Genomic DNA, 26273 nt, shown 5'->3' with positions numbered 1-26273 from the left:
GAGCCGCGCTCCCTTGAACCGCCTCCGCTACTTCGACGCCTGCCTGTCCTCGCAGCGGCCCAGCACGAAGATCCCGCAGACGCGCTCGTTCACGAGGCACTGCTGCCCTTCGGGGCACTGCGACGGGTCGAGCACGGCCGGGTCGCACGGCCTCGCGCAGAACGGAGGCGGGCCGCGCGGGGCGTCGTAGACGCCGTTCCCATCGCGATCGAGGTAGATGGGGTTCGTCACCGCGTACGGCGCCACCGGGTACCAGTCGGGGACCGGCGGCGACGCCGTGAAGAACCGCGAGAGCGCCTCGACCTGCGTGAACGCCAGGCTCGCGACCCGGGGCAGCTGGAGCTCGCCGAACGACACCGGCAGCGCGACCGGCGTGAGGAGGTTCTCGTCGCGCAGGCCCATCGCCACCACCACGACCCAGCCGTCCGACGGCGGCGCCGGCAGCGCGAGCCGCTCGTCGACGTCCACGATCGCCGACGGCCCCGCCGAGGGCTCGAGCACCCGGACCAGGCGGCCGCTCACGTAGACCTCGACGCGATCCACGCCGAACCAGCTCGCCGTCTCGATCCGCAGGTCGAGCCGCGCCGTGTCGCCCTCGACGCGCGCCACGCCGCCGAACGTCGCGCCGCCCACGCTCGCCCGCACGAACGGGCCATACGTCGCGAACGCGCTGCCCGCGCGCAGCGACGCCGTCGCCTCGGCGAGATCGAGCGCCGCCGGCTGGTCGGTCCGCGCGCGGAAGTACGTGCGCGGGAAGCCCGGCTCCAGCGAGGCGCCGTGGCCATCGCTGCTCCCTACCTGCGTCGGAGAGAAGCCGTGGTCGAGGTAGCGGAACAGGTCATCGACCTGGCCCGCGTGGAAGGTGCACGGCCGATCCGCGTCCTCGGGCGGGACCGCGCCGCCCTCGCCCCCCAGGCAGAGCGCCTCCCCGTCGGCCGCGCTCCTGTCGAAGCCCCAGACGGCGTCCTGCTCCTCGGGCGTCCTCGTCAGGATCCGCTTGGTCACGCTCCAGGCGAGCGCCGAGCGGGCGCGCTGCTGGCACACAGCGTACCGCTCGCCGGGCTTGCACGCCGGCAGCGCGAGGTCGGCGCACGCCGCGCGGAGCGCCGCCTCGTCCTCCGCGGCGTCGATGCGCGACAGGCACCGGTTGAAATCGACGACCTCCTGCACGGTGGGGGTCCGGAGCAGATCGAACCGCTTCGCGTTGAAGACCTCCATCGCGTCGAAATCGCAGCTCCCCGCCTGGAACAGCGGGTTGCTCGCCTCGAGCGTCGGGATCGACCGGCGCAGCGTGAACGGGTCGACGCCGAGCTGGTCGATGTACCCGATGAACCCGTCGCGCGGGTGAGCGACGATCACGAGCGCGTCCTCGCCCTCCGCCGCCGTACCGCGGACCCCGTCGATCACGTCCCCGCCCGCGCGGCACACCCAGTCGAAGACGCCGTGATCCGGCACGTCGAGCTCGTCGTAGCGGAGCGGGAAGCCGATGAAGTGCCCGAGCTCCAGCGTCGAGACCTCCGCGCCGACCGCCGTCTTCAGGCGCGTCTCGAGCCCCAGCTGCCGCACCGCGGGCTCAAGATCCGTGTGCACGTCGTGGTCGGTCGCCACCGCGACGTCGAGCCCCTCGACGACCGCCGACGTCACCCGCTCTTCGAGCGCCATGCCGCTGTCGAAGCTCGGGCGCTGGTGCAGGTGCATGTCGATCGACATCCAGCCCGTCGAGTCGATCTCGCGCGGCACGACCGCCTCGATGCGGCGCGCCTCCCCGGCGCGCACCTCGAGGTCGGGCACCTCGAAGCGGCCGAACTCGGGCCCGCGCGTGACGAGGACGCGGTAGCGGCCCGGCTCGATCTCGACCGCGCCCTCGCCCGTCGCCGAGCGCTCGATCTGCCGGACGCCGCTGCCGAGGCGGCCGTGACCGAGGTAGACCCGCCGCAGGCCGTCGCCCTCGCGCGGCTGCCCCGCGGCGTCGAGCGCGACGAACGTCAGCTTGGCTGGCGCGAGGCGCCCCGCCTCGTCGACGACCCGGTACGCGATGCGCGCGGGGCTCGGCAGCTCCGCCGCGACGGTCGCCGTGGCCCCGGCGCCGAGCGCCACGCGGATCGGCGCGGACACCGCCGCGCCGTCCGGGCTCTCCGCGACGAGCAGGTAGCCGCCGGGCGCGAGCCGCGCGCGGAAGTCGCCGTCCTCGACCGGATCGAGCCCGCGATCGGCGTCGATGGAGCTGAGCAGCCCGACGTCGCCCGAGCGCGCGAGGTTCGCCTCGACAAGCGCGTCGACGCTCGCGAAGGCGACGGCCGGGTCGGGGTCGCGGAAGACGTGGACGCGCGCGTTCGGCACGGGCGCGCCAGTCGATCGCCACCGCACCGCGCCCTCGAGCGCGCCTGTCGGCGTGCCGCGGGCGTCGTGCACCACCTCGGCGACGCTCGCGATGTCGCCCTCCCCCACCGCGAAGTACCGCTCGTAGGTGAACGACCGCTTGCTGTCGCACGCCTCGTCGTCGGATTCGTCGGCGAGGCAGCTCCGGCCGGCGCTCAGGAACGCCGTGGCCGCGCTCGTGAAGACGGGGACGTTCACCGTGGTGGGCGGGCCGCCCGGGCCCGCCTTCGTGAAGTAGCCGTAGCTGACGTCGCCGCCCGCCGCAGCCACGAAGTCGAAGCTGAGCGGCCGCTGGAACGTGTCCCTGCCGGCGAAGAGCGCGTCGAACACCGCCCGCTCCTCGTCGAAGCCGATGCCGGGGCCGAAGATGTCGTTCTGGTTGCCGAAGAAGACGAAATCGCCGGCGACGATCCCGCCCTTGCGCTCGGGGTCGCCGTTGCGGGCGTCGCCGAGGATGCCCCGGAAGATATCCGAGGGGCCCGTGTAGTTGTCGAGCGAGAGCGGCTCGCCGCACGCGCACACGGGGCAGCCGTCGTCGCCCGCCGCGAGGCCGTCCTCGCACTCGAGCGCGCACGAGGCGACGCTAGGGCAGCCGATCGCCCTGTCGGGCAGGAGGAGCGTCGTGCGGATCGTGACGAACCGCTCGCCGGGGCGGAGGATGTAGTCGGTGCGGAAGCGCAGCTGCGGCTTGAGGCCGTCGAACAGCAGGCCGAGCAGGTCCTCCTGCGTCTTCAGCACGCCGAGCGCGTGGAAGAGGAACCCGCCGTCGCCCTCGACGCGGACGATCGCCTCCTGGCCGTCGGAGCCGTCCCTGGCCACGGAGACCTCGGTGGCGCCCGGGTCGGGCACGAGCAGGTTGGCGACCGGGAACGACTCGGCGAAGCGGTCGCGGCCCGACGCGCTCGCGAAGCGCGGATCGGGGCGGCGCAGGTCGGCGTCGACCAGCGAGCCGCCGTAGACCCCCGGCCCGGGCGAGTGGCGGGGGCCGAGGATCGCGACCCGGATCTCGTCGTTTTCCAGAAGAAAATCGCCTACATCGGCCATCGCGACAGGGCCGCCGACGAGCTCGAACCGGTTCTCGATCGGCTTGGCGCGCAGGAGGCTCGGCGACTCGCAACCCGCGAGGCCAGCGAGGCCGGCCGAGCCGGCGACGGCGAGCAGCGCGAGCAGGGCGGGAGCGGAGCGGCGGGTTCGCATGGCGGCCGCTACAGGTTGAGCTGGAGCTGCAGCGCCACGGCGTCGTTCTCGAGCGCGACGCCGTGGGCCTCCTGCCGGTGGGTGAAGTCCGCCTGCGCCTTGAGCACGTTGTCGATGAAGTGGTAGCTCGCGCCGGCGGTGAGGGCCCAGCCGTCGGTCTCGTCCGAGAGGTCGAGGTTGGGATCGAGCCACTCGAACCGCGCGCTCACGCCGAGCTTGATGCGCCGCACGAAGTAGCCGGCCTCGCCGACGAGGCCGAGCGAGGTGACCGGGGCGAGCTGGCCCGTCGGCTGCGTGGGCGCGCGCTCGGGACGGCTCTGGTTCCAGAGGAGCTCGACGAGCGCGTGCGCGCCCGCGGCGTGCAGCAGGACGTCGGCGCCGACGCCGTGGATGTCGCGCGTGCCGCCGTCGCTGAAGAAGTAGCTCGCGCCCGCGCCGAGGCGGGGCCGCGAGACGGCGAGGTCCTGGAGGGAGCGCGGCATGGGGCCGAGCGGCTCGGTGGCGAGGCGCGCGACGTAGGCGACGTTGTCGAAGCGGTTGCCGAGGCTCGCGGCGTTCTCGACATAGCCGGCGAAGAACTGATCCGAGCGCTGGAAGCCGTTGAACATGCCGGCGAAGTAGCTGAACGCCCGGTCGCGGAAGTGCCCCTCGACGTGCAGGCCGACCTGGCGGAAGGGCGCCATGGCGCGCACGGCGAGCGGCCGCTCGATGAGCGCGCCCTCGCCGGCGCCCGTCATCGCGGAGCGGCTGAACGGCACGTCGTGCGCGCCGAAGTAGAGCTGCGCGAACGGGAAGTGGGCGTAGCCGATCCACGCCTCGGAGAGCCGCGCCGAGGCGTCGGCGCCCGCGGCGAGCTCGCCCGAGACCGCGAACGGCACGAAGCCGGCGAGCGTGCCCGCGAAGCCGACGCGCGCGCGCCGCATGCGGAACCCCTGCCCCTCGGCGACGTCGCCCGCCTGCAGGAAGGCGTCCTCGCCCGCGTACGGCACGGCCTGCGCCTGCACGAGCACGAGGGGCGCGAGCAGGAGCCGGCCGATGCTGAGCTGGAACGGCGGCCCGGACGAGCCGTCGGCCCCCGGCGCGGCGTCGGAGCCGGCAGGCGCCGGCGCGGCCGCGGCGGCGGGCGGCGCGGCGCCGCCGGGCGGGAGCGCGGGGGCCGCCGGGGGCAGCGCGGGGGCGGCCGGCGGCAGCGCGGCGCCGGAGGGCGGGAGGGCGGCGCCGGGGGGCGTGGGCGGGGCGGCGACGGGCGACGACGTCGCGGCCGGCGGCGCGGGGGCGGCGGGCGGTGCGGCGGCGCCGGCGGGCGCGCCCGGGGCGGCGGCAGCACGGTTCGTCGCCGGGTCCTCCGGGACAGTCGGCGCGGCGGGCGGGAGCTGCGGGAGCGGGTCGGCGGCGGGAGGCTGGACCGGCAGCGGCTGGACGGGCTGCGCGCCGGCCGGCGCACACCAGAGCGCCGCCGCCAGGAGCGCAGCCGCGGCCGCGCCGCCCCCTGCCGCGCCCCCCGCGCGGCAGAGCGCCCTGGCACACCGGGCATCCGCGCCGCGACGACTCAACGAGCAAGGTGTCATCGGCATCCGTGTCGGCCGGCGGCGATGGTGGAAGTCGCTGCGAGAGCAGCAGCGGCGCCGCTGGCAGGCGCAGCCCGTGTATCCAGGGTTCGACGGGGAGTCAACGCGCCGCCTCGCGCCGGGCGTGTCGCCCTTTCCGGCATCTTGCGATCCACGTACGCTTGTCGTCGCCGATCCCCGCGGCGATCGACGTCGATCGCCGCCCGTTCCCGATGGCGGGGCTCGCCCCGCGGCCGCGCTGGAAGGCCGGCGTCGGCGGTCGTACTGGCCGACCTTCTACAACAACTCGAAGAAAGGCATCGAGGAGCTGGAGCGCCGCACGCATACGAGCGCTGACAACGGCTCAAGCGACGCAGCGCTATTCAACCCACCTTGAGATGACCGACGCAGCCCAGCACAGGATTTCAGCGTTGGACCTGACCACCATGTCTGCGCGCCGCTACCCCGTCCACTCTCAAGATAGCAGTTACATGATTCTTTCTTCTTGGGACGAAAGACATGAGCCCAGGAGCGAGGTGGGACGCGCTGATCCGCGGCGAGCTGGTGCAGGTCGAGCTCGACGAGCTGAGCCTCGTGCGATCCACTTCCCTCCTGGGCCCGCGCCGAGCTACGGCGCGCTGCTCGCGCCGCGGCTCAGCACATCGAGGTAGCTGTGCAGCCCGCGGATGTGGTTCCCGCCGTCGACAAGGATCGACTCCCCGGTGATCCAGCGGGCGTCCTCGCTGCAGAGGAAGGAGACCACGGGCGCCACGTCGTCGGTCTCGCCGATGCGCCCGAGCGGCGTGCGCTGGGTGAACTCCTCGGCAGACGGCCCCCTCGTGAGCCCGACGGCATCGGCGAGCGGCGTGCGGATGAGCCCCGGCGCGACCACGTTGACCCGGATGCCGTGGCGCCCGAGCTCGGAGGCCGTGACCTTGGAGAGCTGAGCGAGGCCCGCCTTGGCGGCGCAGTAGTGCGCCAGCCCGTCGGTCGCCGCCTGCTGGTTCAGCGAGGAGATGTTGACGAAGGCGCCCGGCCTGCCCGCCGCGATGAGCTCGCGCGCGACCGCCTTCATGAAGAGAAAGGGGCCCTTCAGGTCGACGGCGAGGACATGATCGAAGTCCTCCTCCGGCAGGTCCACGACGGGTGAGAGCGTCGCGGTGCCGGCGTTGTTGACGAGGATGCCGGGCAGCCCGAACGCGGCCTTCGCCGCCTCCACGCCGCGCGCCACGTCCTCGGCGCGGGACACGTCACCCGCGAACGCGCGCGCCCGCGCCCGCCCCTCGGCGGCTCGGTTCAAGGTCTCCGCCGCCGCCTCGACCTTCGCCGCCGTCCGGCCGAAGAGCAGCACGTTCGCGCCGTCGCGAAGCAAGCGCGCCGCGATCCCGAGACCAATTCCCTGTCCGCCCCCGGTCACGATTGCACAGCTCGAAATAAGCTTCATCATGCCTCCCTGCACACAGCGTACAGGATCAGCGCGCGGGGAGGCTGCGCTGTCGTCCGCGCAGCAGCGCGCCCGCGTTCGGCCGGCGGAGCCTTGTTCGCCGGACACGGCAGGCCCCAGGAGGGCCTGTCCGCCGCGCGGCGCCCCCCTCTCCGGGGCCGGGCAGCCCTACCCCTTCTTCGCCCCGGCCCCCCCCGCCCCCTCCGCCGAGGGCCCGATCATCCTCTCCGGCCGCACGATCGCGTCGAACGCCTCGCCGTCGAGGAGCCCCAGCGCGAGCGCCGCCTCGCGGAGCGTGGTGCCCTCGGCGTGCGCCTTCTTCGCGATCTTCGCCGCGTTGTCGTAGCCCACGTGCGGGTTCAGCGCGGTCACCAGCATCAGGCTGTCGCGGAGGTTCCGGGCGATCCGCTCGCGGTTCGGCTCGATGCCCCGCGCGCAGTGCTCGTCGAACGACGCGCAGCCGTCGGCGAGCAGCCGGATCGACTGGAGCACGTTGTGGATGACGAGCGGCTTGTACACGTTGAGCTCGAAGTTGCCGCTCGCCCCGCCGACGCCCACCGCGACGTCGTTGCCGAGCACCTGCGCGCACAGCATCGTCATCGCCTCGGCCTGCGTGGGGTTCACCTTGCCCGGCATGATCGAGCTGCCCGGCTCGTTCTCGGGGATCGTGATCTCGCCGATCCCGCAGCGCGGCCCGCTCGCGAGCCAGCGGACGTCGTTGGCGATCTTGAACAGGCTGCAGGCGAGCGTCTTCAGCGCGCCGTGCGCCGCGACGAGCGCGTCGTGCGACGCGAGCGCCTGGAACTTGTTCGGCGCGGTGACGAAGGGCGCCCCCGTGAGCTCGGCGATCTTCGCCGCGACCTTCGCCGGAAAATCCGGGTGGGCGTTGAGCCCCGTGCCGACCGCCGTGCCCCCGAGCGCGAGCTCGCGGAGCGGCGGGAGCGCCCGCTCGATCGCGGCGATGCCGGCGTCGAGCTGCGCCACGTAGCCGGAGAACTCCTGCCCGAGCGTGAGCGGCGTCGCGTCCTGCAGGTGCGTGCGGCCGATCTTGACGATGTCCGCGAACGCCGCGCTCTTCTGCGCCAGCGTGTCGCGGAGCCGCCGGACCTCCGGGAGCAGGCGGCGCTCGATCTGGAGCGCGGCGACGACGTGCATCGCGGTCGGGAAGACGTCGTTCGAGCTCTGCGACCGGTTCACGTCGTCGTTCGGGTGGACCGGCGATTTCGAGCCCATCACGCCGCCGCTCATCTCGATCGCGCGGTTCCCGATGACCTCGTTCACGTTCATGTTGGTCTGGGTGCCGCTCCCGGTCTGCCAGACGACCAGGGGGAAGTGGTCGTCGAGCTTGCCCTCGATGACCTCGTCGGCCGCCGCGACGATGAGAGCGCATTTCTCCGCCGGCACGAGCCCGAGATCGCGGTTGACCAGCGCGGCCGCCTTCTTGACGGTGGCGAGCGCGGCGATCATCTCCCGCGGGAAGCGCTCGCCGCCGATCCGGAAATTCTCGAGCGAGCGCTGCGTCTGCGCCCCCCAGTAGCGATCGCTCGGGACCTCGATCGGCCCGAAGCTGTCCTTTTCGATGCGAGTCCCCATCGGCGCGTCTTAGCGGCGGCGAACCCGCCCCTCAAGCGGGGCCAGACCTGGATCTCCGGGCCCTGCGCACCCGTGCGTAAGAGCGTTCGCGCTCCGGCTTGAACATCGGACATGCTCTTGTTTTCTCGCCCCTTTTTTGCGAAGTTCCCTGCCTCACACGGGCGAGAATCACGGAGTTCAGCATGGCCGGAATGGACACGGTACCGCGGGAGCTGCTGCAGGCTGCCTACAGGCGCAATCCGATTCACCTGCTCAAGATACCGCTTCATTTCGGCATCTGGGCCGCGGCGACGTGGGTGCTGTACGCGACGCAGCACCACCCGCTCGCGATCCCGATCGGGATCGCCTGTTCGTACCTGATCGCCAACCTCGTCCGTGGGCTGGGCGCCGTCGCGCACGACGCCGTGCACGGGAGCTGCTCGCGCTCGAAGCTCGTCTCGTACCTCATCGCCCTGGTCTGCTGGGCGCCGACGGGGATGAGCGTGACGCTGTACACGAACTACCACCTTCATCATCACAAGATCGCGAACACGTATCCTGACGTCGACAACTTCGTCGTCACGGACTACACGCGGAACCCCGTGCTGGCGAAGCTCCTCTTGCTCGCCGTCTACACGTTCGCCTATCCGCTGTACTTCCTCGGCTGCATGGCGCGGTACGTGAAGCGCCTCTCGCCGATCCAGCGCGTCAAGATGAACCTGGAGCTCCTCGGCTTCTATGGGCTCATGGCGTTCTTCTTCTGGATCATGCCGCTTCAGGTGTTCTTCTTCTTCTACGTCCTGCCGTTCATCTTCGGCGCCATCCTCGCCAGCGTGACCTCGATGATCGAGCACTACGAGATGCTCCCGGGGGAGGACGCCTACAGCTCGCGCACCTACGGGACGAAGGCGCACTTCACCAACTTCCTCTGGAACAACGTCACGTACCACAACGAGCACCACAAGTTCCCGGGCATCCCGTTCTACAACCTGCGCAGCTTTCATGTGGCGGCGTATCCCTATTACGATGAGCGGGTGAAGTCGGCCTGCCACCCGTCGATCGTCGGCATCGCGCTGGAGCTGTACGGCCGTATCCTCAGGCTCGATATCGAGAAGCTCGACGAGCGCTACCGCGGGCTCAACAAGGAAGCCGAGCGGCAGAAGATGATGGCGCTGAACGGCATCCAGCCCGGCGTCACCGCCTGAGTCAGCCCGAGCGAGGCCGGGACCCCGGGCGACGCCCACGTCATCGACGCAGAGACGACCTACCGCGCGGTTCCCGGCCGAACGGGGCGCCTGGCGCAGCCGCGTGAGGCGAGCGCGAATTGCTCGGTTGATCGGCAGATGCTACGCGCATCGAATGAACATCGCCATCATCGGACCGGGCGGGATCGGGAGCACGTTCGCGTTTCAGCTCGCGCGAGCGGGGCACGAGGTGACGGTGGTCGCCCGTGGAAAGCGGCTCGAGCGGCTCCAGCGGGACCAGGCCATCGTGAAGGCCACCGGGGAGCGCGCTGCGGTGCGCGTGAGCGCCGCGCTCGACGCGACAGAGGCGTGGGACCTCGTGCTCGTGACGGTGCTCGCCTCCCAGGTGGACGCGGTGCTGCCCGCGCTGACCGCCAGCGCGGCGAAGAGCGTGATGTTCATGTTCAACACCTTCGAGCCGCTGCGCCGACTCCGAGATGCGGTGGGCTCGGCGCGCTTCGCCTTTGGCTTCCCCGCGATCCTCGCGACCCTCGATGACGGAAAGCTGACGTCGAAGATCGTCACCCGAGGGATGGTCACCACGGTGACGGACGAGGCCTGGGCGAAGGTCTTCACGGACGCTGGCATTCCCGCCGTCGTGCACGCCGACATGGAGAGCTGGCTCCGCACGCACGCGGCGTTCGCCGCGCCAGCGATGGTCGCCATCGTCACGGCGCACACGCGCCAGGCGGGCCTCTCGTGGATCGAAGCGATGAACCTGGCGCGCGCCATGGAGGAAGGGCTTCGCCTGGTTCGTCAGCTCGGAAACACCATCACGCCGGAGCCGGTCGCGACGCTGAGCCGCTTGCCCACGCCGGTGATGGCAACGTTCCTGTGGACGCTCAGCAGGGTCGAAGCCATGCGCAAGCTGGGCGCCGCGGGTCCCGGCGAGCCGCGCACGCTGATCGACGCGATGGCCGCCGCCGCCCCGGGCCAGACGCCGGCGCTGCTCGCCATCAGGCCCTGAAGGGCCACCGTCTACTGCCCCGACGAGACCGGATCCGGTCTTCAGCCCAAGCTCAGCTGCCCTGGCGAGACCGGATCCGGTCTTCAGCCCAAGCTCAGCTGCCCTGGCGAGACCGGATCCGGTCTTCAGGCCAAGCTCAGCTGCCCCGGCGAGACCGGATCCGGTCCCCAGGCCAAGCTCAGCTGCCCCGGCGAGACCGGATCCGGTCTTCAGGCCAAGCTCAGCTGCCCCGGCGAGACCGGATCCGGTCCCCAGGCCAAGCTCAGCTGCCCCGGCGAGACCGGCCCCGGTCCCCAGGCCAAGCTCAGCTGCCCCGGCGAGACCGGATCCGGTCGCGGAAGGCAGCTCAGCTACCCCCAGTCACCGGATCCAGTCGCCACGAAGCCATCAGCTACCCCGCCGGCGAACGTCGATCTCCGTGGCGGGGGAGGACCAAGGCGCGAACATCACACAGAAAAGGGGGGCGCCGAGGGGCCTCGGAGGCCGCCCGGCGCAGGACCCGGCGCTCGCTACTGCCCGCCCGGCAGGCAGACGGAGCCCATGCAGGAGAAGCCCGCCTTGCAGTCGTTGGCCCCGACGCAGGGGAAGGCACACTTGCCCGCGGACGTGTTGCAGCGGTGCGTGCCGCAAGGGACGTCGTCCGTGCACGGGAGCGCGAGCGGGCCCGGTGTCGCCGTGGCCGTGGTCGCCGCGCCGACCTGGCCCGGCTGCTGATACTGCCCAGGCTGCTGGTACCCGGGCTGCTGGTACTGCCCAGGCTGCTGGTACCCGGGCTGCTGATACCCAGGCTGCTGGTACCCGGGCTGCTGATATCCAGGCTGCTGGTACTGCCCAGGTTGCTGGTAGCCGGGCTGCTGGTTGTAGGCGTTGTACTGCTGGTTCGACGGGTCTTCGGCCTCGCTGCCACGGCACGCGGAGGCCAGGAGTCCGAGCCCCCCGAGGGCAAGGACGACCGCCGCGGCGGCGCGCGCGCTGGTAAACCACATGGATCGCTTCATCAACGTCTCCCGCAGGTGCGGGGATCTTCCCCGCGTGAGGAGCGGGCCGGTGCCGACCCGCCGCTGAGATCTGAGCCCTCGCCCCCGGAGGAGCAAACCGCAGGCCCTTCGCCGGCGAACGCCGCGTCGCGGCGCCCGCTGCACGCGAGGGTACTCCCGGTCGACGGCGACGCGCGCCCCAAAAGAAACCGACGAGCTCGCGATGCTCGTGGAACGTGGAAGCGGAGGGCTCGCCTGCCGCCTGCGTCGCGACGTCACTGCCCGCCGGGCACGCAGATCGCTGTCCGCGTACCGGCGCCCATGCAGGAGAAGCCCGCGGCGCAATCGGTGTTCGCGGCGCAGGGGAAGGCGCACTTGCCCACGGCCGTGTTGCACCGGTGCGTGCCGCAGACCAGGTCGTTCGTGCACGGCAGCGCGAGCGGGCTCGGTTGCACCGTGGTCGTCGGGGCGGGCTGGCCCGGCTGCTGGTACTGCCCCGGCTGCTGATACCCCGGCTGCTGGTACCCGGGCGAGTACTGCCCCGGCTGCTGGTACCCGGGCGAGTACTGCCCCGGCTGCTGGTAGCCGGGCGAGTACTGCCCCGGCTGCTGGTAGCCGGGCGAGTACTGCCCCGGCTGCTGGTACCCGGGCTGGTTGTAGTACTGCTGATCCGACGCATCCTCGGCGCGACCTCGGCTGCACGCGGAAGACAGCAGCCCGAGGCCCCCGAGGGCAAGGCCGACCGCCGCGGCGGCGCGCACGCTGGTGCACGAGTTGACTCGCTTCATCCAGGTCTCCCGCAGGTGCGGGGCCCTCCCCCGCGTGAGCAGCGGGCCGGCGTCGACCCGCCGCTGAGATCTGAGCCCCGGCCCCCGGAGGAGCAACCGCGGCCCCTTCGCCGGTGAGCGCCGCGCCGCAGCGCGCTCACCGCGGCGCCGCGTCCTTGCAGCAACGGAACCCCTGCTCGTACCCGTAGTCCTCTTCCTTGTGGAACCCGACGGTCGGGCGGCAGCGGCCGCGCATCGGGCCCCACCAGCCGCCCTTCAGCCCGCTCCGGTCCGGAGACTTGCGGCCCGGCCGGACGACCCACTCGTTGATGTTCCCGTTCAGATCGTGGACGCCGAACGGCGACACGCACGCCGGCATCGACCCCGCAGGCACGCGCTGGTCGAGCCGCTCGAGCTCCGCCTTACACTTCGGGTGCTTCATGCACCGCTCGTAGCGGTAGAGCGTCAGCTCGCGCTGGCGGAAGGGCCGGTCGATGTTGCACTTCGTCGGGTCGCGCTCGTAGCCGTACGTGTACGGGAGCATCTCCTCGCCCTCGCAGGCGAAGTTGAACTCGTCCTCGGTGCAGAGGCGCTTGCCCACGCCCTCGCACAGCTTGACGGCCTCGCGCCACGAGACGAGCAGCGCGGGGAGCTCGCCCTTCCTGTTCGGCCACTCGTACCGGTCGACGCAGTACCGCATCGGCGTGCGCTTCTTCGAGAGGCACACCGTGGGCTGCCTGTACTCGAGGCAGCGCTCGCTGACGCTGGTCGTGCCCTCCACGTCGCCGTAGGGGGTCGAGCGCCTCGCCTGGTCCTTCTCGAACTCCTTGTGGTGCTTCAGGCAGACCTGATCGACCAGGGGGCAGTAGTCGCCGTCGACGAGGACCATGTCGTCAGGGCACCCCTCGGAGCTGCCAGGCAGCCCGCCGTCGGACGAGCCGGCGTCGGACGAGCCGGCGTCGGACGAGCCGGCGTCGGACGAGCCGGCGTCGGACGAGCCGGCGTCGGAGCTCGCGACGTCGGACGAGCCGCCGTCGAGCGAGCCGGCGTCGGACGAGCCGCGCGACGGCTCCGACGTCGCACCGCCCGGCGTCGCGAGCTCCGACGGCGTCGCGAGATCCGACGGCGCCGCGACGTCCGCCTGCGCCGCGGCCGCGTCGTCAGGTGGCGCAGGCTCCGCGTCCGCCGTCGCGCGGGCGTCCGCGGGTCCGGAGGGGGCCGCGGCGTCGGTCGCGGCGTGCTCGCGGCGATCGCAGGCGAGGGCCGCGGCCGCGAGGCCGCCGCACAGGAACACGAGGCCAGCCGCGCAGGGCCGGCGAAGGGCCCTGCGCCGTCGCGCCGGCGCGGCCGGCGGCGCGGCGCGACGAGGGCGCCACCTCATCGGCCGGGGGCGGGGATGACCTTGAGCGGCACCCGGGTACCGCCGCGATCGACCTCGATCACGACCTCGCGGCCGGGCTCGAGATCGCCGAGCGCGAACATGAAGTCATGGATGTTGGTGATCGCGTGCGCGCCGATGCGCACGATCACGTCCCCCGCCTGCATCCCGGCGCGCGAGGCGGGCGCGTCGGGCCGCACGCCCGTGAGCTTCACGCCGGGCCCCTGGTACGCGTAGTCCGGCATCGTGCCGAGCGACGCCCGGAAGCCGCCGCGCATGCTGCGGTGCGGGTCGGCCGGGGCGTCGGTGAAGGGCAGCCGCGCGTCGCGCTGCGCCAGGGCGAGCGCCATCCGCGCGGCGAGCACGGAGCAGCGCGAGACGCCGGTCGCGTCGATCTTGTCCGCGGTGTCGCTCGGCCGGTGGTAGTCCTCGTGGACGCCCGTGAACAGGAAGGCGACCGGCACGCGCGAGGCCGTGAACGAGGTGTGGTCGCTCGCGCCGAAGCCCTCGGCGCCGTACTGGAGCGCGAGGCCGAGCCCCTGGGCGGCGGCGTCCACGATCGGCCTCCAGTCGGGCGACGTGCCCAGGCCGTCGACGAGGAGCTTGTCCTCGCGCATCCGGCCGACCATGTCCGCGTTGATCATGGCCACGATCGGCTTCATCCCCGCGAGCGGCGCCGGCGGGTGGTCGACGAAGTGGCGCGAGCCGAGGGTGCCGAGCTCCTCGGCGCCGAACGCGATGAACAGCAGGCTCCGGTCCGGCCGCGTGGGGAGCGCGGCGAACCGACGCGCCACCTCGAGCAGCATCGCGGTCCCCGACGCGTTGTCGTCGGCGCCCGGGTGCACCGCGTGCACGCCGGGCGCGCGCGAGTACGAGTTGCCCCCGTGGCCGAGGTGATCGTAGTGGGCCCCGACGACGACGTACTCGCCGGCGCGTGGTGAGCCCGCCCGCGCCGGGAGCAGCCCGATCACGTTGGACGCCGGCGCCGTCCGCGGGGTGACCTTGGTCGTGATCTCGACGGTGGTGCCGTCGAGCGGCTTCGGCGCGGGCGCCTTCGCTGCGGCCTGCTTCGCGGCCGCGGGCTTCGCCGCCGCCTGCTTCGCGGCGTCGGGCTTCACCGGCGGCGCGAACCCGGCGGTCGGGAAGAGCGCCCGGGCCGCCGAGCGCGTGATCACGACGGCCGGGATGCCCATGCTCGACGCGTCGTCGGGCACGCGCGGGAGCTCATCGCCCGCCGCGACCAGGATGACGCCGACGGCCTTGTGCTCGCGGGCGGTGCGGAGCTTGTAGCGGACGCTGCCGAAATCGCGGAGCGCGTCCGGCCGCGGAGAGGGCGCGTGATGCGGATCGTCGTGCGCGGCAGCGGCAGGCGCACCAGCGTGCGCCGCTCCAGCAGGCGGACCAGCGTGCGCCGCACCAGGCGCACCAGCGTGCGCCGCACCAGGCGCACCAGCGTGCGCCGCACCAGGCGCACCAGCGTGCGCGCCATGCGCCGCGCCGGCGGCTCCGCCGTGCGCCGCGCCGGCGTGCGCCGTCGCCTCCGGGCCGCTGCCCAGCGTGGGCGCGCCGTCGAGCACGACGGCGACTTTCCCCTCGATGTCACGGCCGCCGTAGTCGTCCCAGGAGAGCGCCGGAGCGGTCACGCCGTGGCCCACGAGCACCGCGGGCCCCGAGATCGTGCCGCTCGCGCTGCCGTCGGCCGTGACCAGCTTGCCGGCCTCGACGCTCTGCTTCCGGCCCGCGCGCTGCACGACGAGCGCCGCCGGCGCCACGTCGGCGCCCACCCGCGCGTCGAACGCCTGCATGTAGGCCCTGGCGCCCCCGTCGCGGCCGCCGCCGAGGGGCTGCAGCCCGAGCTCGGCGAACTGGCGCGCGATGAACTCGGCCGCGCGGTCGGCCCCGGGCTCGCCGGTGGCGCGCCCCGCGAGCTCGGGCGACGCGAGGTAGGTGACGTCCCCCTTGATCCGCGCCTCCGCGGCGGGGTCGAGGTCGATCGAGACCGGCGCGGCGGGCGCCGCGGCAGCAGCCGGCTTCGAGGCCGGCGGCGCGGACGCCTCGCGCGGCGGCGCGGCCGGCGGAGCGCACGCGGCGAGCGCGGCGAGCACGCCCGCGACGAGGCCGCGGCGGAGGCCCGCCGCGCGCGCCGGGCGGGCCGCGGCGGCGCTCGCGCTCGCGTTCACCATGGCGCGGCCTTCTGCGCCGCGCGGACCAGCTCGAGCGCGCGGCGGCCGATGTACTCCTCCACGTCGGCGGGCGCGATGTGGCGGTCCTTCGCGAAGTCGAACTCGCGCGGCTTGCCGTCGCCGAAGGTCACCCGGACGATCGCCGAGTCGCGCAGCAGCTCCAGCGCGAGGCTGAACTCGCCGAGCGCGAGCCGATGCTTGTCCTGCTCCTGGGAGAGCACGATGGGCTGCCCCTTCTCCTGCAGCCTCTCGTGCGCGAACTTCAGCGACTCGGCCCCCAGCGACACGGCCGACTCCGCGGCCGCGAGCGCCTCGGCGACCCGCTTCTTGTGTCGCGCGAGCTCCTCCGACTCGCGCTCCGCCTTCGATTTCACGGCCTCGATGAGCTCATCACGCCAGGTAGCCACAGTGCACCTCGGCGCGAACACTCTTCCGAAACGTGCGTTTTGTCCAGCCCGACGCGCGCCCGACGCAGGCCCGGCCGCGCCGCTGAACAAAAACAGAAAGCCCGGGATCTCCGGGGAGGACGGCCTCCCGCGAGAGCTCCCGGGCCTCTGCCGCCGCCGCGGCGGCCGGGGCGGCCCGCGCCGACGCGGCGCGCGGCGCGCTACTGCACGTCGGCGCTCCCGCCCTTGGCCGGGGCGAGCGCGCTCAGGTCCTCGGCCACGGTGGCCTTCGGGTTCATGAGCTCGTGGAACGCGCGCTTCGCGAGCGCGCCGGTCTCGCCCGGCTCGTGCCGCAGCGCCATGAGCGCGCCCTTCTCCTTCATGAACTTGAGCGTGTCGATCGCGCCCTTCTTCTGCTCGCCGTCGCCGCTCTTGGCCGCCTGGTAGAGCCGGTAGCGCAGCACGACGCGCGTCTCCGAGTGCGGGCCGTTGTCGTACTTCAGGTTGTCGAACTGGGCCTGGAGCCGCTGCCGCGCCCACTCCTGCGGCGCGTCGGCGACCTTCACGCGCGTGATCGCCTCGGCGTTCGCCACGTACCGGTACAGGTTGCCGCGCTTGAAGTCCTCGTCCGACCAGTAGCCGAAGGCGCGGTAGTAGTGGTCCTTCAGGTCGTCGAGCGCGCCCTTGTCGAAGTCGGCGTACATCGCGACCGTCCGCGCCGCGGTGTCGCTCGTGCCGCCGAGGATGAGCGCGAGCGCCGCGGCGTTGCGGACCTCGACGTCCTTGAGCTTCTCGAAGAGCTGCCCCTGCACCCCCTCGTCGAAGCCGCCGATGCCGATGGCGCGCGCGATGGCCATGCGCACCCCGGGGTCGATGTCGGCCGTGAGCAGCGGGACGAGCTCGCCGGCCGCGCTCGGCACCGGCCGGAGCGCGAGCGACGACGCGTAACAGGCGCCGATGAGCTGCTTGCGCGGCTCCTTCTTGCTCGCGAAGTCCTTCGCCTTCTTCGCCACCTCGAGCATCGTCTTGTCGTCAGCGCACCACGCGAGCGCCTCGCACGCGGCCTGGCGGGCCTCCTCGTGCCACGTCTCGTCCTCGATGAGCTTCGTCAGCGGCTCCACCGCGCGCGCGTCGCCCCACTCGGCGAGCCCCTGCGACGCGCCGTAGGCGACCGCGCGCAGCGCCATGCCCATCATCGCGAGCCCGGCGCCCTGGAGCCCGTCCTGCGTGATGTCCATCTTCGGGTCCTTCTTCCGCTTGAACTGCTCGAGCAGCCGCGGGTAGGAGGGCTCGTCCTTCATCCGCCCGATGTAGCGGAGCGCGCTCTGCGCGGTCTCGAACGCGGCCGGGAACGGCGGCTGCTGCCCCTCCTTGGGGAGCGGGTCCGTCGGGAAGGCCCAGTCGCGCATGTCCTTCAGGATCTTCTCGGAGCGGATCGTGGCGAGGAAGCGCAGGCCGTTCGCGTGCGGCTGCGGGCGATCCTTGAGCCACAGGATGACCGGGGCCTCGGCCGCGGCCTTGAGCTCGGCGCTCTTGTCGGTGTGGACCGTGGCGAGGTCGGCGAGCATGCGGGCGCCGACGACGCGCGGCAGGTCGGTGCGCGACAGGTGCCCGCCCTCGTCCGCCTCCCAGAACTTCTCGAGCTTGTAGAGCTTGAGCGGGTCGGCCAGCATCCGCTCGCCGATGTACTTCGCGCCGCGGATATCGCCGACCTCGGCGAGCCGCGTCCCCGCCTCGCCCTGCCAGTGCAGCGGCGGCTTCTTGGCCTCGATCCACTTCACGAGCGGGTCGGCCGACCGCGGATCGGCGAGCTCGCGCAGCATCTCCATGATCTGCTTCGTCTGGAACCAGGTCGTCTCCTCGGGGTCCTGCTTCACGCTGTCGAGGGCGAGGACGAGCCCCTCGCCGCCGATGCCGTCGCGCAGCGCCTCGAGGAAGCGCTGGCGGCTGTCCTTGTCGGCGTTCGACAGCGCCTCGAGGAGCGGCGCGCGCGCCGTCTCGTCGCCGATGCGGCCGAGGCCGTTCGCGGCCTCGCGCGCGACCTCGACGTCCTTGTCCTTCACGAGGGTGATCAGCGCGCTCGTCCACTTCGGCTCGGCGTTGCGCGACAGCACCGTCGCGACGAGCTGCCGCACCGACGCGCTCTCGTCGGTCGCGAGCTTCGCGAGCTCGTCGAGCGACACGAGGCCGGCGAGCTTCTCGGGGTCGAACGCGATGCCGCCGCCGAGCCGCTCGACCTTCGAGAGGAACCCCTTGCGGTACTGGTCCATCGCGTCCTTGAACGCGGCCGGCTCCTTGAGCTCGACGAGGGCCCAGACGATCTGGGGGCGGTCGCTCTCGTCCGCGACCTTGAGCGCCTCGAGCAGCGCGGGCTTGGCGCCGTCGGCCTTGGGCGAGCCGTAGTAGGAGAGCACCTGCGCGGCGACGCCCTTCACGCGGTGGTCGGGGAGCTTGAGCGCGTTCGTCGCGTGCGTGACGCCCTCGGGGTCGCCGGCCCACGCGAGCTGCATGAGCGCCTCTTGCTGGAGCGACGGCTCGGCGTTCGAGGCGGCCCACTTGCGCCAGAGCGGGAGCTGGTCCTTCTTCGGGAGGACGAAGATGTTCTTCTTCTCCTTGGAGATGGCGTCGACCGTCAGCTTCTGGCCCTCCTGCTTCACGCCGAACCAGATGGCGCCCGCGGCGCCGAGCGCGAGGAGGAGGCCGACCACGATCGACACGGGGCTGAAGCGGCCGCGCTTGAAGTTGCCGTCGTCCGCGAAGCCGCCGCCCCCGGGCGCCGGCGGGGCGCCGGGCACGTCATCGCTGTCATCGGGGGGCCACTTGGCCGCCCACTTGGCCGGAAGGGGCCCCGGCGGTGGGCGCCGTCCGCGCGGCCCCGTGGGATTTTCTCGTGAAAGATTCGGACGATCCAGCATGGTTCCTCCAGCGCGCGGGCGACGACGTTCCCGAACGGCGGTGGCACCGCGCGGCGAGCCGCGCTGCGCCCCCGATCCCCACCGGCGGCGGCGGCGTCGCGCGGAGAGCCGCGCTGCGCCCCCGACCCCGGGCCAGGCGGCGAAGCGCCCGGCCGGTCGAGGCGCCGGACCGTACCAGAGCCGCTCGGACGTAGGCCCAAAGATTTGCTATGAAGACCAGGCCGCCGTATGGCCGAACCCGAGTTCAATTCCGGTAAGATTCTCTACCCCGCGCTCGCGGCGCTGATCGCCCTGAGCGCGCTCATCGGGCTGGCGGTCCTGCCCCGCCTGTCGCCCGGGGTGGGGGGCATGGTCGGCGCGGTGGCCCCCGACGTGACGCTCCCCGTCGCGGCCAACGGCGAGCCCGGCGCGCGCATGCAGCTCGCCGAGCTGAAGGGCCAGCCGGTGATCCTGGACTTCTGGGCCACGTGGTGTGGTCCCTGCGCGGTCCAGGCGCCGATCCTCGACCGGATCGCGCGCCGGTACGAGAAGAAGGGCCTCGTGGTGCTCGGCGTCAACGTGGACGATCCGCCGCACGTGGCGAGTCAGTACGCGCTCAAGAAGGGCCTCTCGTATCCCATCCTCATCGACGACGCGAAGGACGCGTCGATGCGCTACGGGGTGGACAAGCTGCCGAGCCTCGTGGTGATCGACCGGCAGGGGAAGGTCGCGGCCTACCTGACCGGCGTCGTCGACGAGGCGAGCCTCTCCGAGATCATCGCGGCCACCCTCTGACCTCGCTCCCGGTGTCGAAGCCCTCCCGTCCCCTGCGCGCCGCGCTCGCGGCGCTCGCCGCTGCCGCGCTGTCCTGCTCCCGGGGCGACGCCGATCGCGGCCGCGACGCCGGCGCCGCGCCGCCGGCGGCCAGCCCTCCGGCGCCCTCGGCGGGGCCCGCGGCCTCGGCCCCGGCGGCTCCAGCGGCGACCGGCGATGCCGGCGCGGCTCCGGCGACCGGCGACGCTGCCGGCGCGCCGATGGCGGCCGGTGATCCGATGGCGACGCACCACGAGGCGCGCGAGGATCTGGTGCGGCTCTTCTCGCTGAAGGAGCTCACCGAGCGCGAGCGCAGGTTCAGGAACCCCGAGCTCTTCCTGGAGAAGAACTTCGGCGGCGGCACGCCGGCCCGCATCAACCAGGGCAACAAGGAGCTCGCGCGGCACACGCGCTCGAAGGAGCAGTGTCTCGAGGGCCTGAGGGGCGTCGTCCTCCAGACGGAGGAGCAGCGTGCCCGCTGCGGCGGTCGCGAGAACATGGTGCCCGTCTTCAAGACCGTCCGCGGGAAGCCGAAGCCGGCCGAGTTCTGCATCGACATCTTCGAGTTCCCCAACAGGCCGTGCGAGCTGCCGATGGTGTGGGCGAGCCCGACGCAGGCGGCGTCCGTGTGCAGCCTGCAGGGCAAGCGCCTGTGCACCGAGGACGAGTGGAGCCTCGCGTGCCGCGGCGACCCGGAGGGCGGCGAGCCGAGGACGTACGCCTACGGCGACGAGCTCGATCTCACCGTCTGCCACACGCAGACGCGACACCGCGAGATCGACGGCAAGCCGTGCGACGGCGACACCGCGCGCTCTGCCTACCAGACCTGCGCGACCGACACCGAGCCTGCGGGGTCCTACCCCGCGTGCCGCTCCCGGTTCGGGGTCTTCGATCAGCACGGCAACGTGGCCGAGATCATGACCCGCCGCGACCGCGACGACGGCAAGCAGTACAGCCAGCTCAAGGGGAGCGCCTGGTTCTACGTCGAGGTCGCCCGCGAGCACGACGCCCCCCGGCCGAAGAACGGCCGGGAGACCTACCCCGATCACTGCACGTTCAGCCCGCGGTGGCACGTGGAGCCGATGGAGAACGCGTGGCACGCGAACTACCACCTCGGCTTCAGGTGCTGCGCGACGATCCGCTGAGCCGCGCGCCGGCGCGACCGACGCCGCGCCGACACGACAGCAAGGCCGAGGGTCGGCGCGCGTGGGCGCGGATGCGCGGACAACACACCTCCGCGGCGACCGAAACGAGAGAGTTTCTCGGGGCTTCTGAAAACGGCTCAACAAAATGAGCCCTGGAGCACCACAAGAATCGATATTTTTTCGCGCCTTCACACCGGTTTTCTCTCGCATCCACGAGAGTGCGTTTGCTATCCATATCTGCATGTTCAAGAAAGCCAGTCTCCTCGGATTGCTGGGTGTGGTCTCCGTCACTTCACTGTTCCTCGGGTGCAAGGACGAGCCGATCGGCGGCAGCTCACAGGCCCTCGTGGCGGAGTGCGTCGACCCGGGCGCCGCGATCCCCGAGGGTGAGTGGGTGTGCGGCGAGGAGCGAACCGTCGAGTGCACGACGCCCTCGGGCGCGTACGTCGAGACCATCTATGCGCAGCTCTCGACGGGCACCTGCGCCGAGGCGACAGTGTCTGTCTCCGCTGAGGGGCCGTTCGCGCTCGGCGCGCATGAGATCGTGGTGACCGCAGAGGTGGCGGGCGGGGAAGCGGCGCTCGCGTCGCTCTGCACCTCGGAGCTCGTCGTCGTCGATACTGTCGCGCCGGTGCTCACGGACAGGCAGCCCGAGCTCTGGCCGCCGAACCACAAGTTCCACACCATCACGGTGGATGACTGCGTGGACGTGGAGGACGCCTGTGACGACGACGTGCAGGTGAGCTTCACCTATGCGGCGAGCGACGAGCCGCGCAACGACACGGGCGACGGCAACACCGAGGTGGACATCGCGAACGTCGGCTGCGGTTCGGTGGACCTCCTCGCGGAGCGGAAGGGCAACGGCGACGCGCGGGTCTACACGCTCGGCGTCCGGGCGGTCGACGCGGCAGGCAACGTGACCGAGGGGGAATGCCACGTGATCGTTCCCCACGATCAGGGCGGCAAGGTGCCGGTCGACAGCGGAATCGCGTACCAGGAAGAGGCGCCTGCCTGCGACTGACGCGAGTGACGCGCTGACGCCGGCTTGAGCCGGCCTGCGTCGAGGAGTACCGTTTCCCCTCGATGCACGCGCTGGCCCCTGGTGCACGGATAGTCCGCGGCAGGTCCGGTGAGAGCCGGTGGGAGCTAGCGACCCGGCCCCCGGCGCCGCGCCTCCGCCCGTACCTCCGTGACTTCAGCGGCTACACCGAGGAGACGCCTGGACCGCTGCGGCGGCGCGAGTTCCCCATGCCGCAGGTCGTCGTCATCATCGAGTTCGGGCCGCCGGTTCGCGTGTTCGACGCCGGGAGCGATCGCCTCCCTTCCCGGTACTCGGGCGGCTTCGTCGCGGGCATCGACGACACCTTCACCATCACCGAGCACGACGGGCTCCAGCGCGGGCTCCAGGTGAACCTCACCCCCATCGGCGCGCGGCTCTTCTTCGGCGTGCCGATGGCGGAGCTCACCGGGCGCGTGGTGTCCGCCCGCGATCTCCTCCCCCGCAAGCACGCCCGGCTGGCGGAGCGCCTCGAGGAGCTCCCCACCTGGGACGCGCGCTTCGACCTGATCGAGCGCGCGCTCGGCGAGCGCCTCGACGAGGCGCGGATCGAGACGGGCGTGGTCTCGTGGGCTTTCCGGCGGATCGAGGAGCGCGGGGGCGCGGTCGACATGCGGGCGCTCGCGCGCGAGCTCGGCTACAGCCAGAAGCACGTCATCGACCTGTTCCGCGACAACGTCGGCGTCCCGCCGAAGCTCCTCGCGCGCCTCGTGCGCTTCGACCGGCTGGTGCAGCACCTCAAGGCGGGCGCCTCTGGCACGTGGGCCGAGCTCGCGCAGCGGTTCGGCTACTACGACCAGGCGCACCTCGCGCGAGACGTGAAGCAGTTCACGGGGACGACCCCGACGAGGGCGCGGGCAGAGCTCATCGAGCTCGCCGGCCTGAGCCCCTAGCCGAGCGCCGATCGAAGTCTGTCGTAGGTGGGCGCGAGCGCCCGGAGCGCGGCGGCGGCCGTCGCGTCATCACCCGTGACCAGCGGGTGCTGCAGCGAGCCGATGAGCCGCGCCTGTCCTGCTGCGATCCGCGCGGCCTCGGCGTACCCGGCGCGCGCCAGGCACGTCGCGGCATCCGCGAGGCGGCGAGCGCCGACCCGGACCGCAAAGTGGATCAGGTGGCCGCGCAGCGTGTCGCCACAACCAGCCTCGATGAGCGCCGCCAGCCCCTCGGCGGCCTCCTCGTTGCCGAGGCTGCCGGGCGGCATGTCGTGATCGCCGTCCATCGACAGCCACCGGATCGCAGAGGGGATCGACGCCCTGATGACCTCCAGCTCAGGAACCTCGGCGCGCCGGGTGAAGGCGGTGCGCATCGTATACGGCTCGCCATAGCTGATCGTCTCCGCCCGCCACGCCGCCATGAAGTCGGCCAGCGGCAACGACGCGTAGGGGTGACCTTCGGGATCGTGGAGGAGCACGCGCTCATCGTCCACCTCGATGACGACCAGATAATGATCAGCTCCGAACGGCCCTGTCTTGCCCGGCTGGTATCTCAGATGCCCCATCTCGACCGGCCCGATCCAGGCCGGCCCCTCCAGGAGGGCTTCCCTGAGCTGGGCGAGGGCATCTGCAGCGTCCTTGCCTTTGACGACCGTGGACGTCCAGCCCAGCGCTGCCAGCGCGCCGTCGAAGCCGGCCTCGGGTGTCCAGCCGTACGGGTCGAAGAACGGCAGCGTGCCTCCGATCACCTGCATCCCGAAGGGACTGCTCGTGGCGAACTCTATCACCGTCGTCGAGGGCGCGTGCTCGCCGAGCATCATCGCGAAGGCGTTGGCGTAGCAATACGGGCCCGAGCCGATATAGGGGAAATGCATGAGACGTGTCTCTCCCGAAGTTGCAAGCGAGACATGAGTACGTGGCAATTGGCGGTAATTGTCAATCAGGTCCAGGGTGACTGTCGGTGGCCCCGCGGGTCCGCGGGCCCTGGACGCGAACCGGCTCCCGGACATGGCCCGGCGTTCAGCACGCGAAGGCCGGCGTGAGGAGAAGAGAGAGATGTGGCGCGGGCGACGCTCCCGCCGAAAAGCTGCGGACTCCCGTCACGCAGGAAAGGAAATCTCGCGTCGAACGTAGACCCCTCTGTCCAGCGCGGTTGCCGAGACGCCCTCACGCCCAGCGCTTCCTGGCGCGGTGGCGTCGCCTCGAGGGCCGCGCGGGCATGCTCGGTTGAACGTCCTCGCACAAGGAGATTTCGACATGACACGGATGAAGCTCTTCGGTTTTCTGATGGCTGGCCTCGCGCTGGTGGCGTGCGGCGATGACGACGTGGGCAACGGGGGCGAGACCGGGAGCGAGCTCGACGGCAAGCAGCTCGGCGCCCTGACGGCCGAGGAGTCCGAGGAGGTGTGCCATGACGTCGGCGCGCAGGCCGAGGCGCTCTCGAAGGAGGACAGATGCGAGATCGAGGGGGCGCTCGCCTCCGCGTTCGGGATGGAGTGCGAGACCGCCAAGCAGGAGTGCATCAGCGCTCCGGAAGAGCCCGAGGAGTCCGCGGAGTCCGAATGTGAGGGGCTCGGGTTTGCCGGCTGCACCGCGACGGTCGCGGAGTTCAAGGCCTGCACGACGGCCATGATCGATACCTTGGCGGCGATCACGTGTGAATCGGCGTTCGCCGACATCTTGCAGAAGCCCGCGGAGTGCGTCGCGCTCGAGAAGAAGTGCCCGGGGTTCTTCGAGGAGGAGGAGACCGAGAGCGAAAGCCCCTGAGGTCGCGGCGTTCGACCCGCCGCGCTGCTCGGTGTCCCCGGCAGGAGCTCGCGGCGGGGTAAAATCTTTACAAGACTGCCGACGTCGCGCTCCTCAAGGTGAGGCCCGAAGGAGCGAACACCATGTCGAACGGGTCTCCCACGAGCGTCCCCCCTGCGTTCCGCTTGAATCAGATGATCATGAGCCTCTGGGTGCCGCAGGTCATCCACGCGGCCGCGGAGCTCGGCGTCGCCGACGTCCTCGCCGAGGCGCCGCTCTCGAGCGGCGACGTCGCGGCGCGGCTCGGCACGCACCCCGACGCGACGGATCGCCTGCTCCGGGCGCTCGTCACGCTCGATCTGCTCGTCGCGCGCGGGGATCGCTTCGAGCTCACCGAGATGGGGCGGTTCCTCGAGACGAGCTCCCCGCTCTCGAAGCGCGCCTGGTCGCGCCTCATGGGCGGGCAGGGCGTCTGGCAGGCCTGGGGCCGCCTGACCGACTGCGTCCGCACCGGCCGGATGGCGTGGGGCTCCGGAGACGGCTCCGCGTCGTCCGGGACCGAGCATTTCGACGCCCTGGGGCGCGATCCGGCCGCCGCCGCGATCTTCCACCAGGCCATGGTCGAGCTCACCCGCGGGGTCGCGCCGGGCATCGTCGCGGCCATCGACCTCGGCGGCGCCCGCCGGGTGGTCGACGTGGGCGGCGGCCACGGCGCCCTGCTCTGCGCGATCCTGGAGGCCCACCCCGCCGTCGAGGGGGCCGTCTTCGATCTCGAGCACGCGCGCGAAGGCGCGCTCGCGCTGTTCGCGTCGCGCGGCGTCGCCGCACGCGCGTCGTTCGTCGCGGGGAGCTGCTTCGACGCGGCGCCGCCGCCCGCCGACGTCTACGTGATGAAGAGCGTGATCCACGACTGGGACGACGCGCGCAGCCTGCAGATCCTGGGCAAGTGCCGCGAGGCGATGGCCAACGGGGCGCGCCTCCTCGTCGTGGAGCCGCCCGCGCCCACCGCGCGCGGGAACGCGACCCTTGACTGGATCCTCACGTTCAGCGACATCAACATGCTCGTGAACACGGGTGGACGCGAGCGCACGGAGGCCGAGTACCGCGCGTTGCTCGAGGCAGCGGGGCTGTGCGTGACGTGCGTGCGCGAGACGCCGAGCTTCTTCCGGGTGTTCGAGGCGGTCCGGGCCTGATGAGCGCCGTCACGACAGCGCCCCATCCCGCTTGTCGAGGCGTACTGCCATGATCTCCTCCGACGACTTCCAGAAACTCGCGCTGTCGCTGCCCGAGGCCGAGGAACAGGACCACTTTGGCAAGCCGTCCTTCCGCGTGCGAGGGAAGATCTTCGCGACCCACTGGGTGCAGGAGGAGAGCGCGGTCCTGAAGCTGTCGCTCGACGAGCAGGACAGCCTGGTGCAGGCGCAGCCGGACGTCTTCTCGGTGACGCCGTGGGGACACCAGGGCTGGACCCGGGTGGAGCTGCGTCGCGTCGACCGGACGCTCCTGGAAGAGCTGCTCACAGGAGCCTGGCGTCGCGTCGCGCCGAAGCGCGTGGTCGCGCAATGGGAGGCCGGCCGCAGCGGAGAGCAGGCGGCACCGCCGGGGTCTCCCGCACGTCCGCGGAGACGCCGGCGCGCGACGTGAC

General features: G+C 72.0%; 20 protein-coding genes. 9 read left to right on the top strand and 11 right to left on the bottom strand.

Features of this window, described 5'->3' with window-relative positions:
* Nucleotides 1-27: 27 nt before the first annotated feature.
* The 4 genes from WME96_RS46655 to fumC form a co-directional block, all read right to left on the bottom strand.
* The gene (locus tag WME96_RS46655; RefSeq protein WP_437287996.1) at nucleotides 28-3576 is read right to left on the bottom strand and encodes a PHP domain-containing protein; all 3549 of its coding nucleotides are present in this window, start codon (nucleotides 3574-3576) and stop codon (nucleotides 28-30) included.
* An 8-nt stretch (nucleotides 3577-3584) separates the two neighbouring features.
* On the bottom strand, nucleotides 3585-5129 hold the full coding sequence (locus WME96_RS46650; protein WP_437287995.1) for a porin: 1545 nt from the start codon (nucleotides 5127-5129) through the stop codon (nucleotides 3585-3587).
* Nucleotides 5130-5751: 622 nt separating this feature from the next.
* Nucleotides 5752-6567 (bottom strand): SDR family NAD(P)-dependent oxidoreductase, encoded by an 816-nt coding sequence (locus WME96_RS46645; RefSeq protein WP_437287994.1) that lies wholly within the window; start codon nucleotides 6565-6567, stop codon nucleotides 5752-5754.
* 168 nt (nucleotides 6568-6735) lie between these two features.
* Nucleotides 6736-8160 carry a class II fumarate hydratase gene (fumC, locus tag WME96_RS46640; protein ID WP_437287993.1) on the bottom strand — a complete coding sequence of 475 codons (1425 nt, stop codon included), beginning with the start codon at nucleotides 8158-8160 and terminating at the stop codon, nucleotides 6736-6738.
* Nucleotides 8161-8342: 182 nt separating this feature from the next.
* Between fumC and WME96_RS46635 the strand changes: the two genes are divergently transcribed.
* Together WME96_RS46635 and WME96_RS46630 are read left to right on the top strand one after the other, a co-directional pair.
* Nucleotides 8343-9344, top strand: coding sequence for a fatty acid desaturase family protein (locus tag WME96_RS46635; protein WP_437287992.1), 1002 nt, complete (start codon nucleotides 8343-8345; stop codon nucleotides 9342-9344).
* A gap of 154 nt (nucleotides 9345-9498) precedes the next feature.
* Entirely contained in the window at nucleotides 9499-10350 is an 852-nt protein-coding gene (locus tag WME96_RS46630; RefSeq protein WP_437287991.1) for a ketopantoate reductase family protein, read from the top strand.
* Nucleotides 10351-10859: 509 nt separating this feature from the next.
* Here WME96_RS46630 and WME96_RS46625 read toward each other — a convergent pair.
* The 6 genes from WME96_RS46625 to WME96_RS46600 all read right to left on the bottom strand — a co-directional run bounded on the left by WME96_RS46625 (nucleotide 10860) and on the right by WME96_RS46600 (nucleotide 18836).
* Entirely contained in the window at nucleotides 10860-11336 is a 477-nt protein-coding gene (locus tag WME96_RS46625) for a hypothetical protein (RefSeq protein WP_437287990.1), read from the bottom strand.
* 266 nt (nucleotides 11337-11602) lie between these two features.
* Entirely contained in the window at nucleotides 11603-12115 is a 513-nt protein-coding gene (locus WME96_RS46620; protein WP_437287989.1) for a hypothetical protein, read from the bottom strand.
* Between the two features lie 136 nt (nucleotides 12116-12251).
* Nucleotides 12252-13388 (bottom strand): SUMF1/EgtB/PvdO family nonheme iron enzyme, encoded by a 1137-nt coding sequence (locus WME96_RS46615; protein WP_437287988.1) that lies wholly within the window; start codon nucleotides 13386-13388, stop codon nucleotides 12252-12254.
* An 83-nt stretch (nucleotides 13389-13471) separates the two neighbouring features.
* Entirely contained in the window at nucleotides 13472-15655 is a 2184-nt protein-coding gene (locus tag WME96_RS46610; protein WP_437287987.1) for a M20/M25/M40 family metallo-hydrolase, read from the bottom strand.
* Nucleotides 15649-16062: a hypothetical protein gene (locus WME96_RS46605; RefSeq protein WP_433932335.1), complete on the bottom strand. Its 414-nt coding sequence runs from the start codon at nucleotides 16060-16062 to the stop codon at nucleotides 15649-15651. The genes WME96_RS46610 and WME96_RS46605 overlap by 7 nt, the downstream gene beginning before the upstream one ends.
* Nucleotides 16063-16262: 200 nt before the next feature.
* Nucleotides 16263-18836 (bottom strand): HEAT repeat domain-containing protein, encoded by a 2574-nt coding sequence (locus tag WME96_RS46600; protein WP_437287986.1) that lies wholly within the window; start codon nucleotides 18834-18836, stop codon nucleotides 16263-16265.
* A 348-nt stretch (nucleotides 18837-19184) separates the two neighbouring features.
* On the opposite strand from WME96_RS46600, the gene WME96_RS46595 reads away from it, so the two are divergent.
* The 4 genes from WME96_RS46595 (at nucleotide 19185) to WME96_RS46580 (ending at nucleotide 22843) form a co-directional block, all read left to right on the top strand.
* Nucleotides 19185-19730 (top strand): TlpA family protein disulfide reductase, encoded by a 546-nt coding sequence (locus WME96_RS46595; protein ID WP_433932332.1) that lies wholly within the window; start codon nucleotides 19185-19187, stop codon nucleotides 19728-19730.
* Between the two features lie 11 nt (nucleotides 19731-19741).
* Nucleotides 19742-20893, top strand: coding sequence for a formylglycine-generating enzyme family protein (locus WME96_RS46590; protein WP_437287985.1), 1152 nt, complete (start codon nucleotides 19742-19744; stop codon nucleotides 20891-20893).
* Between the two features lie 241 nt (nucleotides 20894-21134).
* Nucleotides 21135-21914: a hypothetical protein gene (locus WME96_RS46585; RefSeq protein ID WP_437287984.1), complete on the top strand. Its 780-nt coding sequence runs from the start codon at nucleotides 21135-21137 to the stop codon at nucleotides 21912-21914.
* A gap of 62 nt (nucleotides 21915-21976) precedes the next feature.
* Nucleotides 21977-22843 (top strand): helix-turn-helix domain-containing protein, encoded by an 867-nt coding sequence (locus tag WME96_RS46580; RefSeq protein WP_437287983.1) that lies wholly within the window; start codon nucleotides 21977-21979, stop codon nucleotides 22841-22843.
* Here the strand turns inward: WME96_RS46580 and WME96_RS46575 are convergent.
* Nucleotides 22840-23757 (bottom strand): hypothetical protein, encoded by a 918-nt coding sequence (locus WME96_RS46575; RefSeq protein WP_437292429.1) that lies wholly within the window; start codon nucleotides 23755-23757, stop codon nucleotides 22840-22842. The two genes, WME96_RS46580 and WME96_RS46575, sit on opposite strands and share 4 nt — an antisense overlap.
* Nucleotides 23758-24139: 382 nt before the next feature.
* On the opposite strand from WME96_RS46575, the gene WME96_RS46570 reads away from it, so the two are divergent.
* The 3 genes from WME96_RS46570 (at nucleotide 24140) to WME96_RS46560 (ending at nucleotide 26272) form a co-directional block, all read left to right on the top strand.
* Entirely contained in the window at nucleotides 24140-24649 is a 510-nt protein-coding gene (locus WME96_RS46570; protein ID WP_437287982.1) for a hypothetical protein, read from the top strand.
* A 122-nt stretch (nucleotides 24650-24771) separates the two neighbouring features.
* Nucleotides 24772-25821, top strand: a complete 1050-nt coding sequence (locus tag WME96_RS46565) for a methyltransferase (RefSeq protein ID WP_437287981.1) — start codon at nucleotides 24772-24774, stop codon at nucleotides 25819-25821.
* Between the two features lie 49 nt (nucleotides 25822-25870).
* The gene (locus WME96_RS46560) at nucleotides 25871-26272 is read left to right on the top strand and encodes an MmcQ/YjbR family DNA-binding protein (RefSeq protein WP_437287980.1); all 402 of its coding nucleotides are present in this window, start codon (nucleotides 25871-25873) and stop codon (nucleotides 26270-26272) included.
* Nucleotide 26273: the final 1 nt, after the last annotated feature.

The sequence above is a fragment of the Sorangium sp. So ce406 genome, from assembly GCF_051474675.1.
Classification (GTDB): Bacteria; Myxococcota_A; Polyangia; order Polyangiales; family Polyangiaceae; genus Sorangium; species Sorangium cellulosum_G.
This window is presented reverse-complemented; position numbering and strand designations above follow the sequence as displayed.

Excerpts from the sequence above, each read along its gene's own strand:
- WME96_RS46655 (WP_437287996.1), bottom strand. The coding sequence starts at position 3,576 with ATGCGAACCCGCCGCTCCGCTCCCGCCCTGCTCGCGCTGCTCGCCGTC.
- WME96_RS46645 (WP_437287994.1), bottom strand. The coding sequence starts at position 6,567 with ATGAAGCTTATTTCGAGCTGTGCAATCGTGACCGGGGGCGGACAGGGA.
- fumC (WP_437287993.1), bottom strand. The coding sequence starts at position 8,160 with ATGGGGACTCGCATCGAAAAGGACAGCTTCGGGCCGATCGAGGTCCCG.
- WME96_RS46635 (WP_437287992.1), top strand. The coding sequence starts at position 8,343 with ATGGCCGGAATGGACACGGTACCGCGGGAGCTGCTGCAGGCTGCCTAC.
- WME96_RS46630 (WP_437287991.1), top strand. The coding sequence starts at position 9,499 with ATGAACATCGCCATCATCGGACCGGGCGGGATCGGGAGCACGTTCGCG.
- WME96_RS46625 (WP_437287990.1), bottom strand. The coding sequence starts at position 11,336 with ATGTGGTTTACCAGCGCGCGCGCCGCCGCGGCGGTCGTCCTTGCCCTC.
- WME96_RS46620 (WP_437287989.1), bottom strand. The coding sequence starts at position 12,115 with ATGAAGCGAGTCAACTCGTGCACCAGCGTGCGCGCCGCCGCGGCGGTC.
- WME96_RS46610 (WP_437287987.1), bottom strand. The coding sequence starts at position 15,655 with ATGGTGAACGCGAGCGCGAGCGCCGCCGCGGCCCGCCCGGCGCGCGCG.
- WME96_RS46595 (WP_433932332.1), top strand. The coding sequence starts at position 19,185 with ATGGCCGAACCCGAGTTCAATTCCGGTAAGATTCTCTACCCCGCGCTC.
- WME96_RS46585 (WP_437287984.1), top strand. The coding sequence starts at position 21,135 with ATGTTCAAGAAAGCCAGTCTCCTCGGATTGCTGGGTGTGGTCTCCGTC.
- WME96_RS46580 (WP_437287983.1), top strand. The coding sequence starts at position 21,977 with ATGCACGCGCTGGCCCCTGGTGCACGGATAGTCCGCGGCAGGTCCGGT.
- WME96_RS46575 (WP_437292429.1), bottom strand. The coding sequence starts at position 23,757 with ATGCATTTCCCCTATATCGGCTCGGGCCCGTATTGCTACGCCAACGCC.
- WME96_RS46570 (WP_437287982.1), top strand. The coding sequence starts at position 24,140 with ATGACACGGATGAAGCTCTTCGGTTTTCTGATGGCTGGCCTCGCGCTG.
- WME96_RS46565 (WP_437287981.1), top strand. The coding sequence starts at position 24,772 with ATGTCGAACGGGTCTCCCACGAGCGTCCCCCCTGCGTTCCGCTTGAAT.
- WME96_RS46560 (WP_437287980.1), top strand. The coding sequence starts at position 25,871 with ATGATCTCCTCCGACGACTTCCAGAAACTCGCGCTGTCGCTGCCCGAG.